At 37.2% G+C, this 12,286-nt stretch carries 11 protein-coding genes and 1 pseudogene; 2 read left to right on the forward strand and 10 right to left on the reverse strand.

All coding sequences use genetic code 11. The features are described 5' to 3' along the window. The first annotated feature begins 217 nt into the window (after positions 1–217). Positions 218–1,624 (forward strand): hypothetical protein, encoded by a 1,407-nt coding sequence (locus RYM16_RS01775; RefSeq protein WP_314981964.1) that lies wholly within the window; start codon positions 218–220, stop codon positions 1,622–1,624. A 113-nt stretch (positions 1,625–1,737) separates the two neighbouring features. Next, positions 1,738–1,869, forward strand: coding sequence for a hypothetical protein (locus tag RYM16_RS01780; RefSeq protein WP_314981966.1), 132 nt, complete (start codon positions 1,738–1,740; stop codon positions 1,867–1,869). A gap of 420 nt (positions 1,870–2,289) precedes the next feature. Here the strand turns inward: RYM16_RS01780 and RYM16_RS01785 are convergent, their stop codons facing one another. From RYM16_RS01785 to RYM16_RS01830, 10 genes and pseudogenes are all read right to left on the reverse strand, one after another. Further along, positions 2,290–2,973 carry an MAE_28990/MAE_18760 family HEPN-like nuclease gene (locus RYM16_RS01785; protein WP_314981968.1) on the reverse strand — a complete coding sequence of 228 codons (684 nt, stop codon included), beginning with the start codon at positions 2,971–2,973 and terminating at the stop codon, positions 2,290–2,292. Continuing rightward, positions 2,960–4,246 carry a DUF262 domain-containing protein gene (locus RYM16_RS01790; protein WP_314981970.1) on the reverse strand — a complete coding sequence of 429 codons (1,287 nt, stop codon included), beginning with the start codon at positions 4,244–4,246 and terminating at the stop codon, positions 2,960–2,962. Before RYM16_RS01790 ends, RYM16_RS01785 begins: the two co-directional genes overlap by 14 nt. Next, positions 4,227–5,489: a DNA methyltransferase gene (locus RYM16_RS01795; protein ID WP_314981972.1), complete on the reverse strand. Its 1,263-nt coding sequence runs from the start codon at positions 5,487–5,489 to the stop codon at positions 4,227–4,229. Before RYM16_RS01795 ends, RYM16_RS01790 begins: the two co-directional genes overlap by 20 nt. Positions 5,490–5,810: 321 nt before the next feature. Then, positions 5,811–7,163, reverse strand: coding sequence for a phosphoglucosamine mutase (gene glmM / locus RYM16_RS01800; RefSeq protein WP_314981974.1), 1,353 nt, complete (start codon positions 7,161–7,163; stop codon positions 5,811–5,813). Positions 7,164–7,329: 166 nt separating this feature from the next. Further along, positions 7,330–8,928, reverse strand: coding sequence for an FAD-dependent protein (locus tag RYM16_RS01805; RefSeq protein ID WP_314981976.1), 1,599 nt, complete (start codon positions 8,926–8,928; stop codon positions 7,330–7,332). A 268-nt stretch (positions 8,929–9,196) separates the two neighbouring features. Then, a complete protein-coding gene (locus RYM16_RS01810) occupies positions 9,197–10,117 on the reverse strand; it encodes a CdaR family protein (protein ID WP_314981978.1) in 921 nt (306 codons plus the stop codon). Beyond that, positions 10,114–10,926 (reverse strand): diadenylate cyclase CdaA, encoded by an 813-nt coding sequence (gene cdaA / locus RYM16_RS01815; protein ID WP_009352084.1) that lies wholly within the window; start codon positions 10,924–10,926, stop codon positions 10,114–10,116. Before cdaA ends, RYM16_RS01810 begins: the two co-directional genes overlap by 4 nt. Before the next feature lie 189 nt (positions 10,927–11,115). After that, positions 11,116–11,430 (reverse strand): XdhC family protein, encoded by a 315-nt coding sequence (locus RYM16_RS01820; RefSeq protein WP_009351937.1) that lies wholly within the window; start codon positions 11,428–11,430, stop codon positions 11,116–11,118. Further along, complete coding sequence (locus tag RYM16_RS01825) at positions 11,420–12,148, reverse strand: XdhC family protein (RefSeq protein ID WP_009351903.1); 729 nt, start codon at positions 12,146–12,148, stop codon at positions 11,420–11,422. Before RYM16_RS01825 ends, RYM16_RS01820 begins: the two co-directional genes overlap by 11 nt. Then, positions 12,132–12,286 (reverse strand): annotated as a pseudogene (locus tag RYM16_RS01830) (molybdenum hydroxylase); the annotation flags it as partial. The gene RYM16_RS01825 and the pseudogene RYM16_RS01830, both read right to left, overlap by 17 nt.

A 12,286-nucleotide genomic window follows, 5' to 3' on the forward strand; every position in this document is an offset into this window, starting at 1 on the left:
TTAGTACAAATATGAATTATGTACTGAGCTATATTATACTAAAAAAATCGATAAAATGTAAACCTTCGAACCTAATTCAAAGGCAAGAAAAAAGATTTTTTCTATACTTCACAGTATTTTCATTGTAAGAAATTATACTGCTATCAATCTATATTTTATACAATTAGATTTTGTTATATTTTCGAAATATATTTACAACATTTTGGAGATACTAATTATGAATAAAACAACCATAAAAAAGAAACATAGAACACATAAAAATAACATACAATACAGAAAATTACGTCGTTGGGTGCTCCCTGCCGTATTAGGTGCTGCCTTATCTACATTGGCCTTCATTCCAACCTTTGCAGCAGAAACACAAGCGAATACTAACGTAGCTGTTGTAACCACTTCAGAACAAGCTCCAACTGTACCATCTGCTCAAGGTATCACACCACCAAATGGTGCGCCACATGGTAAACCACCTACTGGCATGGCGCCACAAGCCGAAGTAGATCCTAGTACTTTCACAGGTACGTCTATAATAACAGAAAACAAATCTATCGCTCATGAGTTAATTACTAATACAACATCTGACCAGAATGCTTTCATAGGTAAAAATAAAGCAGTCGTAACTATCGAAAACAGCGTTTTCGATAAAACTGGTAATACTACAAGCGATGACAACAGTAATTTCCGAGGTCAAAATGCGGTAATTCTTGGTATTGATGGCAGCCAAATCAATATTAAGGGTAGCAATATTACATCTAACTCCAATGGTTCCAATGCAGTCTTTGCTACCGGTGAAGGCTCTGTTATCAACGTAGATAACACTAATATTCACACTAAAAGCGATTCCTCTCGTGGTCTAGATGCTACGTATAAAGGCACAGTGAATGGTAAAAATCTAACGATCACTACTGAAGGTGCTCACTCTGCTACCCTTGCTACTGACCGTGGCGAAGGTACGATTACTGCGGAAGCTGCTAAACTAACAACCTCTGGCGCAGGCAGCCCTGTTATCTATTCAACTGGTAATATTACAGCTAACAATGTGAATGGTGTAGCTAATAACAGTGAAATTGGCGTTGTAGAAGGCAAAAACTCTATTACCCTTACAAACTCAAACGTAACGGGCTACAAAGATAATGGATTCATGCTATATCAAAGCTTCTCCGGCGATGCTGAAAGCGGTATTGCACGCCTTAAAGCAGAAAATAACACGCTCACAACACACTCTACAGGTGCGTTCATCTATGTAAACAATACTACGGCTGAAGCAGACCTTACAGGCAACACAATCTTAATGCCAAATACTACGACACTGGTGAAAGCTACGGCAGACTCTCGTTGGGGTAATGCTGGCGAAAACGGCGGTCATCTCACACTCCGCGCATCTAACCAAGCATTAAGTGGTAACATCGTGGCTGACTCCATCAGTACTATTGCACTAGACATGACAAACGGTTCTAGCCTTGTAGGCGCTGTAAATACAAACAACTCAGCTAAAGAAGTTACACTGAAACTCAGCAAAGACTCTAGCTGGACACTTACTGGCGACAGCTATATAAAATCCTTAACCAACGAAGACACAACTGGTGAAAACATCCACTTGAATGGATATAAACTCGTTGTAAATTAAAATATGCCTTCATACGTAAGACGAAAAGCAAAACAGGGTTTGTATCTGATCGAAAGGTATATATTTGTGAATCTTGTAACTGGTGTGGATACAAGAAGGAATTCCAATGGTATATGAAACCAACCTCAGTTAATCCAGTAAAACGAGTTGAAATTACACCTGCATATGATGTTGTATTGGCAGAAAGCCACGATAGCCTGATTATTGATACATCCATTCAATTACGAATTAACCGTTCCATTTAAGTGGAAGGAACAATTGGTGTGTTAAAACAAGACCTCGGATTTAGATGATTTTTACACCGTGGCAGTGGAAATGTATATAAGATGTTATATCTCTCGTCAATGGGATTCAATCTAGCAAAATTACATAACAGAATACCAGCAAGACGAGTTGATATAACATTATTTACTGTATAAGAAACTGCTTAAACCAAAAATTTTTAAATAGGTCTAAAGGCTTCTTAAAGTGCGACTAAAAGCAAAAAACACCAAGAAAACATAAGATTTTACAACTGTAAGTTTTTTGGTGTTTCTTATATTTTAAAGGGACTGCAACTAGAATACGGTAAAACCGCATTCTAGTTGCAGTCCCTTCTATTTATTTAAATAATATCTAATCTATATCCACATTACAACATATTTTGACTTATATCTATTATTTAGTTAATTTAGTAAATATGTTGACTCAAGAAGAGAATCTCTAATAAGCTCTCGCACAGCTCCAATTATCAACTCCACAGATTTTTCTATTTTTTCATATGGAAATTGACTTATATCAGATGTTTGACTCCCATGAGCAATACTATTTCTGTAATTTAAAAGTCTCTGAATATCGCCACGATATTGCTGACAAATATCTAATGAAAACCCTAACTGAAATAAAATTTTATTCAAAACTTCAGGTTTCAAATTTGATTCTGTATCAATTACGTCTTCAGGAATCTCAGCAACTTCATCAAGAAAATTATGAAAACATTCCATAAAATCAAGTCGTCTCGAATATATCTTAAGTTTATTATCCTCAGGAAAGTCTTTAGTAAAATATCGTCCTTTTCTATTTATATTACTATATTCTTGAAACACATTATGCATAGCTACAGTCCTTAAATGATGATTTAGTTGTTTAATTTGAATATTATCATTATTAATAGTCAGAATATAATATAAAAAAGCAAATTTTACATACCCTTCAAAATGTGAATATAACAATAAAATCTGAGTCTTTCTAATAACAAGCTTACTACAATTATCAACACTATTATAAGTATTTTTTAATTTAACTAATTCATCAACACGCCAATTCCACTGCTCTTCTAGTTCGCCCGTAACTTCATCATAGTCTTTCATGTTCAATAAACTCCTTTAGTTTAGAGTCAATAAAATTTAAGCGTTCTTTAAGTGGGCCACTATAATTTTTGCCTCCACCAGTTGTCAATTTTATAAATTCATCATCTGTTTTAGCTAGTGTCAATGTTTTCTCTAGCTTTTTCAAAAGAGAATCTTTATCTAAAATCGTTTTTAACTTATCTATATTAAATGAAATACATAAAGCAATTGCCTCAAAATGATAAATAGCAAACTTTCTTGCTAGTTTTCTTATTTCATGCGGAACTCTCTTATCTGCTACAGGAGAGAAAGATTTTTCCCCCAATGTAGAAGCAAGAATTTTAAATGTTAGAGAAAACAACTCTTCCGCTTCATTATAATCAAAACTCTCATTCAAAGATACTTGTTCAAGATATTCTGTTAAGAAAGGATTAATATCATGACTATATTGATCTAAGTTATCTTTAAATGCAAAATATCTTAACACAAGTTCTTGGTCATATTTTGCCATTTTTTTCGTACTAGAAATATTTTCTATACACTTCTGAAAATCTGTATTATTACTTAATTTAATAATAAAATCATTAAATTGAGGAGATAATAAACGTATTGTACAATTTCGTATTTCCTGATGCGAAAGCATCTCTCCCCCTGTATTCAAACGCTTGAACATATGATAACGCAACCGAGGATCACTTTCTTTTCTTATAACTTCAACACGAATAAAACTGCGTTTCAGTCTAATTACAAGTGTTTTAGGTAAGGTTTCATAAGTAAGACCATTAAGTCCTGGGCAAATATCACAGCCAGTTAGTGTTAAAATATTATCTTCTTGCGTTTCAACAACATTATCTTTAACCTCACAAGTATCTTGATTAGTTATATCAGTTAATAAGTCTTCATCAGTACATTCATCAACTATATCTAAATCAGGTTCATCATCTAAATAACTAATCAAAGAGCCATTATAATTTTTTAATTCCCCCCTAAAATGTAAATAAGAAGAAATTCTTTGTAACCCATCAATTAATTCATATACTCCCTCTTCTTTTTCAACAACAAAAATAGGAGGAATTGGCATTTCAAGTAAAAGTGACTCAATAAATCTAGATTGATTTGCTTCACTCCATCTAAATAATCTTTGATAATCAGGAGTAATAATTAATTCATTATCTTTATACATATCAACTAATTCATTAAAAGAAAGATCTAAACTGCGCGTTCTAACACTCTTTATTTTATCCTCTAAATCTTTGATTATATTAAGACTTACCTTATTGTCTTGATTCATCATCACATTCTCCTTTTATAAAAATTAATGCATATTCATATTGTGCAACAGATTGTTTTCTATATTTTCTCGATGTTGGATTTGCATTTGTATGGGTTGATTTTTTCTTAAAAGCATTTGATTTCAGCATGGTAAACCCCAACTCCAACATCAATTCTTCAACAATAAGATTTAACGGTATCAATAAATCTTTGTAAAAAGAATTCTGTATCACAATACAACACCTACCTTTAGACTTTATGACTCTTGTTATCTCCTTCAAAGAAAGATATAATTGTACAAAATATTTATTATAATACTTGTAATAATAACTATTTGAAGCTTTCGAATCATGACATTTAACTTTACTGAGAAAGTCTACTGCTGTAAAACTAGGTATATGTGCGATTGTAGAGGCACTATTAGATATAGTAGTAGAGCCAATCATAGCGGATCTCAGAGAGAATATATCTTCTTTAGAAAAGCCTAAAAAAGCTAGTTCAGGTAAAGTAGCGACAGTATAGTCAATTCTAGTACAGTATGGTGGTGATGTAATAACTGCATCAATCGAATTATTCTCTAGTGGTAATTGATAAGATGATGCCGTTAAAATAATAGGATATCGACGACATGCATTAATCTCATTGCTATCAATTAATGCATCAACCATTTCATTAAAAATAATAACTAGTCTATTATATACATCATTTTTTTTAATGTTAATTTTATCAACATCTTTTATTTTATATTTTATCCAAGTAGGATTGGATGTTTTAAATGGAGCTAATAAACTCTTCAATAGTCTAAATTGTAAAACTATAAAAAATGAAAAAATATACCTCGAAACAGAGTGCCTACTACAAATATCATTTATTATTGATTCTAGATAACGAATAATTCTTATAGAGCTGTCATTTAACCAAATAGAAAGTAAATCCCCATTACGAAGTTTGGCATGAACTCTACTATTAAATTGCTCCAACACTATACGCATTATTAGTCTTAATTGTTTTTCATCCTCTAGAGTCACTAATTTAGCCTTCGCTATATACTTCATTACAGGATTAATATCAAAACCATAGGCACGTATATTATTTTTATAAGCAATCTTTGTAGTTGTTCCACTGCCATTCCATAGATCTAATACTATCTCCTTTGATGATAAATCCAAATATGAATTTATTATGTCTTCAACAAACTCATCTGAATATCCTGCATAGTAATGATATATAGTTTTATCTTGCTTTAATAATCTTGGATTTTTCAAAAAAGTCACTCCACAAAATACGACCAACTAATATGTATAATATAATTATACATATTAGAAATTGCAATAGAAATAAAACTTACTTATACGCTTATAAGACATATACTAAATCCCCCTATAGATCTTTACTCCATAAATTCGAGTAAAAATATATAGGGGGAAATATTTCATCATTAAACGGAATATCCTCTACAGAAGATATTTATATCTTCAAAGCATATTTCTTCTCTATGTAATATTTTATCAAAAATCTTACGCTCGGAACAAAGTGATGTGTGGGCTTCATCGTCACAAGCTCCTCTGCCGCCTCACACCCTACTTTTATTCCGCTAACCCTTGTTCTCTACCGATAATATCAGCGATTTCTTGGCATAGTGCTTGTAGTTCTTCTTGGTTAGGGCCTTCAGCCATTACGCGAATGAGTGGTTCTGTACCAGATGCACGAACTAGAACGCGACCTTCTGCGCCAAGTTCACCTTCTGCTGTTACGATGGCAGCTTTAATAATATCATTGTCTTCCCAACCTGTTTTTGTAGCAACACGAACGTTGATAAGAACTTGAGGATATTTAGTCATAATGCCAGCCAATTCAGAAAGTGGTTGGTTTTTCTCTTTCATAAGAGCTGCTACTTGTACAGCTGTCAACATACCGTCACCAGTTGTATTGTGATCCAAGAATATTACATGACCAGATTGCTCACCGCCAACGGAGAGATTATGTTCACGCATATACTCTAATACATAACGGTCACCAACAGCAGTAGCAAATGTTTTCATGCCTAATTCTTGAGCGGCTTTATGGAAGCCAATATTACTCATAACAGTACCAACTACAGTATCATCTTTAAGTTTGCCCTCTTCTTTCAATTTAAGAGCGCATAACAACATGATTTGGTCACCATCGAGGACTTGACCTTTTTCGTCAACCAATAAGCAACGGTCCGCATCGCCATCATTAGCGATACCAAGGTCTGCATTATGTTGTTGTACAGCTACTTGCAAGCCTTCGATGTGCGTAGAACCACAGTGATGGTTGATGTTTAAGCCATCTGGATTTACGTTAATATTGATAACTTTAGCGCCAAGGCCAGCTAAAATTTCAGGACCTACACTAGAAGCAGCACCATTAGCACCATCATAAACGATTGTCATGCCTTCCAAGGATGTATCGATTGTGTGACGTACAAAGTGAGCATAGAAATGAGCTAAGTTGCTGTTATGCTCTATTTTGCCGATGCCGTCACCTGTAGGGCGTGGCAATTCATTATCCGCACTTTGACGAACATACTCTTCCAATTGATCTTCTACTTCATCTGGCAATTTATAACCATTGCCATCAAAGAATTTAATGCCATTATCTGGAGATGGATTATGAGATGCAGAAAGACCTGCACCTGCATCAAAACCTTGTTGACGTACTAGGTATGCTACTGCCGGAGTTGGTACAACGCCTGCAATGACTACATTACCACCTACAGAGCAAATGCCTGCTGCCAATGCACTTTCAAGCATAGAACCAGAAATACGCGTATCGCGACCGATTAAGAACGTAGGATGTTCCTTTTCCTTACCAAAATATGTAGCCGCTGCACGACCTAAATGATAGGCTAATTCAGGTGTTAAAAATTCATTAACAACACCACGTACACCATCTGTACCAAATAAACGAGCCATAATTATCCTCCTCTAGGGATTTGTGTACATCACAAGTCCTCATATATTCACTGTTGTGTATTATATCACATTATATACACCACACATATAGATACTATACAGATACAACTATATTACGGTATCAATATGAACCTATACTGTAGTTCACTTCACAATATATTACCAACTAGTTTGGTTTTGCGTATTTAGCCATACATAAAATGGCAGTTTCTGCCCCATCGAGGGCTGCGCTCATGATGCCACCAGCGTAGCCGGCACCCTCGCCCATCGGGTAGAATCCACCTACAGTTGGAGAAACGCGCTCCTCGTTGCGCCCCATACGAAGCGGTGCAGAGGTACGAGTTTCAACACCTGTCATGCATACGGCAGGATCATCGAATCCACGAATGCGACGGCCCCAATACGGCAACGCCCGTTCTAATACGGATGTGACGAATGGCGGTAAGCAATCGTGTAAATCGCAGTTCACTACGCCCGGTTCATAGCTATAGGTGCTATTTTGTACGCTAGGTGCCGGTGAAAGTCCCAAAAATTGACCTACTGTTTGCGCTGGCGCATGGAAATTAGAACCGCCCAACTCATAGGCCTTGCGTTCCCATTCTCGTTGGAAAGCTACCCCATCGAGTGGATGCGTGCCAAAATCATCGGGACCTACATTAACTACAATAGCACTATTCGCAACACCGCTATCACGGGCATACAAACTCATGCCATTTACAACAACGCCACCATTTTCTGACGCAGAAGCTACAACTTGACCACCTGGGCACATACAAAAGCTATACGCTGTACGTCCTGTTTCTTTATCGTGGTATACAAGAGAATATTCTGCAGCACCAAGGCCCAAGCTAGACGGTTCTACACCATATTGGGACTCATCGATTACAGCTTGATCATGTTCGATACGAACACCGATAGCAAATGGTTTTGCCGTCATTTCTACATTTCGTTTATGTAGCATTTCATACGTATCACGTGCACTATGTCCTACACCAGATAAGACAACTGTGGTATCAATGCGCTCACTACCATTAACTTCAACACCTACGATACGGTCATTTTCGATAAATAAATCTGTAATCTTTGCACCGAAACGAACCTCACCGCCCCATTCAATAATGCGCTCACGCATAGCTTTCACCATGGTGCGCAATTTATCAGTACCTACGTGAGGTTTATGTTTATATAAAATTTCCTCAGGCGCACCAAACTCAACAAAATATTTGGAGATTTCGTGCAATCTAGGATGGGTAACGCGAGTCGTCAATTTACCATCAGAGAAGGTACCTGCACCACCCTCACCGAATTGAACATTGGACTCAGGTTTAAAGGCGCCCTTTTTCCAGAATGTTTCTACGTCTTCGCTACGAGTATCTACATCTTGACCGCGCTCAAAGACGATAGGACGGTAACCTTCACGGGCAAGGTAAAATGCGGCTAACATACCTGCTGGACCAAAGCCCATAACTACGGGACGATGTGCTAATGGCACATTCCCATAAACGATAGGCTCTGGATCTTCTGCTGTAAATACAGATACATCCTTTTGTTTGCTTAGTTTTTTCATAATTTGAGCTTCGTTGTGAGCCTCAACAAACAAAGTATAGACAAAGACAATATTTGGTTTTTTACGAGCGTCTACGGCGCGTCGTACAACGTGAATCGTTTCAATAGCGCCTCGCAATTGGGGATATTTCTTTTCTACAATATCCTTTATATCCGACTTGACTGTAACAGCCACGCGGAGGTTTATTATTCTAATCATATCTTTCCTATTTTGGCTCCCTTCAGGGGCAGCTTATATCGTTATTATTTGACCTAAATTTCTAACAACTGACCTACAAGAAAATGGTCATACACTTTTATTATACAACACTACTATAAAAGCTAATATAGGATTAATAAAAAAGGTCCTAACGGAGTATGTAAACAATACTCCATTAGGACCTTTAGCATCTAATTGTAATGATTGTGAAAGCTCTACCTGTACTACATTCAGATGTACATTAAGTAGCATTCTTTTGAATCTCACATTAAGTAGCTTTCTTTTGGATTTCTACTTTTACTCGCACAGTTGATGTATTACTATTGATGCCACTCGGTAAGACTAAGTTATAGGTACCTTGAATGATTTCTGTAGCACCAGATATATCAACCGGTTCCGTTTGAATATCAGTAATTGTATCAATCAGTTCTTCACGGCCTGTAACCGTTAACTGCGTAGGTGTAGCAGATTTAGCTTTAACTTCGTAGCCCTCTGGTACAGTACCAACGGTCGGCACAGTAATAGGAACGGCTTTATCTTTACGCAATAAGTTAAGTTCATATTGTACTTGACCTTGATTTGGATTGATATGTACATCCAATACATTGCCAGCTATATCCCAAGCCTCTAAAGTACTTACAGCACTGAAGTTCTTAGTTTGTCCGGCAACATTGACCTTCATAACAACCTTGCTCACTGTATTAACTTGTTGCTTGCGCCCAGAAACAGTTACCTCTTTCGGCACAATCGTTACTGATTTCAAAGCAATGTCATCAGAGAATTTACCGATTGGAACAATTTCAACAGGAACCTTTCTTTCAGCATACTCGTCAACATTAATAGTGATATTGTCTGGTTTTACTTCCACAAGATTCATACCTGCAGGAGGCGTAAATCCAATAGTCACATTATTTTGACCTGCTTTTACACCAGACGCATCAATATAAGCGCGAAGATTATCTGACTTCATGGAAATAATCGTATCACGAGGGCCAGTCAATACAACACGTACTGTATCTGGTGCATCCTCTACGATATAGCCAGAATTGAGGTTTTGAACCTGTACAGGCACAGTATAGGTTACCTCCATCACAGGGTTTTGATCCCGCATGATAAAGAACCACATGACGATAGCCGCCAGCAAGGATAAGAGCTTAGCAGGCCAGTTTCGTTTCAGATGAATCATCATTTGTTAGCCCTCCACTTCCACATACTAGTAATGGTTTGACGAGGGCGTTCCATAAAGGTGCGTAAAGCCTCCTTAATTTGATCCTCTGGTAAATGGCGATAAATATGACCGCCATAGGTATAAGAAATCGTACCAGTTTCCTCACTAACAACGACAACTACCGCATCAGTTTGTTCAGACAAACCGATAGCTGCACGGTGACGCGTACCTAGTTCAGTACTCAACGTACGGTCTTCAGTAAGCGGTAACAAACATCCCGCTGCACGAATGCGACCATCGCGAATGATAAGAGCCCCATCATGAAGCGGTGTGCTCGGAACGAAGATATTTTTAATTAATTCACGGCTCAATACAGCATCCATTAAGATACCTGTATCTACGAAGTCATTAAGACCTACTTCACGTTCAAACACGATGAGTGCCCCCGTATGTTCGCGGGACATAACGCGTGCCGCCGCCATCACTTCATTGATAGCCATATCCATTTCCTCTTCGTTTACATTTTGAGCCTTGCTGAAAATACGGCCGCGACCGAGTTGCTCAAGAGCACGGCGCAATTCAGGTTGGAACACGACTGGTAACGCAAAGAGGAGTACAGTCATACTTTGTTGCAAAATCCAGTTAATAACATATAGATTGAACAGATGACTGATCAGATTTATTATTGCTAAGAACACGATACCTTTTAAAAGAGCAACGGCTCGTGTATCTTTAAGCATCTTATATAAATAATAAATACCAATAGCAACAACGAAAATATCAAGGATATCAAGTAGCCTAAAGGTATGTATAAGTGCGTCAATATGCATAAAAATAACTCCTTATACAAAATAATAAGGTACAGTCAATTCTATGACTGTACCTTATATTTTAACTCATTTTGAGAGTACTGTAAATTTAGAAACAGATACTCCATGAGTTTTTTCCATATAAATATATATTAATCTATAAAACAAATATTTTATATATATGCATTTTAAAGCAATCCCTTTGAACGCTTAAATGTTTTGTGTTTCAATCCACACATCCATTTGACCGCCGCAAACCATACCTTCTTTGACAGCTACATCATCATCTAATAAAACGTCGATACGACGGTGCGCTTCTTTTTTGTTCAAAGAATCAACTGCACTTAAACGAATTTCATTTTCTGCACGGCCACCACCGATAGTACCAAAGATGGAACCATCTGGGAATACAACCATAGAAGTACCTGCTTTACGAGGTGTGGATCCACGAGTATACAAAATAGTAGCAACAGCTAATGTTTCGTTTTTACGCTCCTCAAGATATTCAATAAACTCACGATTCATGGCTCACTCTACCTTTCCGCAATGAGCCGCCTTGTTTACCACGTACCACTGCCAAATATTCACTAACGATAGATAACGCAATTTCTTCCGGTGTTTGTGCACCAAGATCTAGCCCGATTGGAGCATAAACCATATCAAGCTCCTCTTGAGTCCAACCTTGCTCACGCAACACTTCAAAAGCGTAATGAATGCGCTTTTGACTACCCATAACGCCCATATACGTAGGCAAGTAGCCACGAAGTTGTTCAAGGCATATATTATCATACTCATGCGCACGCGTTACGATGATAAACCCATTATACTCATCAAGAGGTAAATCGTTCTTGAAGTTTTCTAAAGGCAAGCATTTACGTGTAACACGTTCATCAAAGAATTCAGGGACTACATATTCTGGGCGGTCATCTACAACAGTGACACGACAGCCAATGAATAACAGTAAGTCTGTAATCGCTCGGCTCACATGACCAGCACCCAATACGAGAACGGACGGATCATTTTCTACTGGTTGTACGAAACATTCAATTTCGCCTACCATACATAGAGAATTAAGTTTTGCCTTATCTACTGTAAAACCTTCAATAGCTGTACCATATAGCACGCTACCATCTTCAGCATAAACAGTCTTATCCCCTTGACGAGGACCAGATAAAACAGTAACCATCAAGGTAGTTTCAGTAACCTGTAGACGGTCTTTCATCACATCATAGATTGTTTCCATCTAAATTCCTTTCATAATCCCACGCAGTAACAGCCTCTAGAACGCCGCCGCCAACAGCTAGGGATTTATCTGAAATACTATAACAATGAGACTCTTCACAACGAGCATCAACATCGGCCAGTTTAAAATGGTCCGACT

The sequence above is a fragment of the uncultured Veillonella sp. genome, assembly GCF_963524655.1.
Taxonomy (GTDB): domain Bacteria; phylum Bacillota; class Negativicutes; order Veillonellales; family Veillonellaceae; genus Veillonella.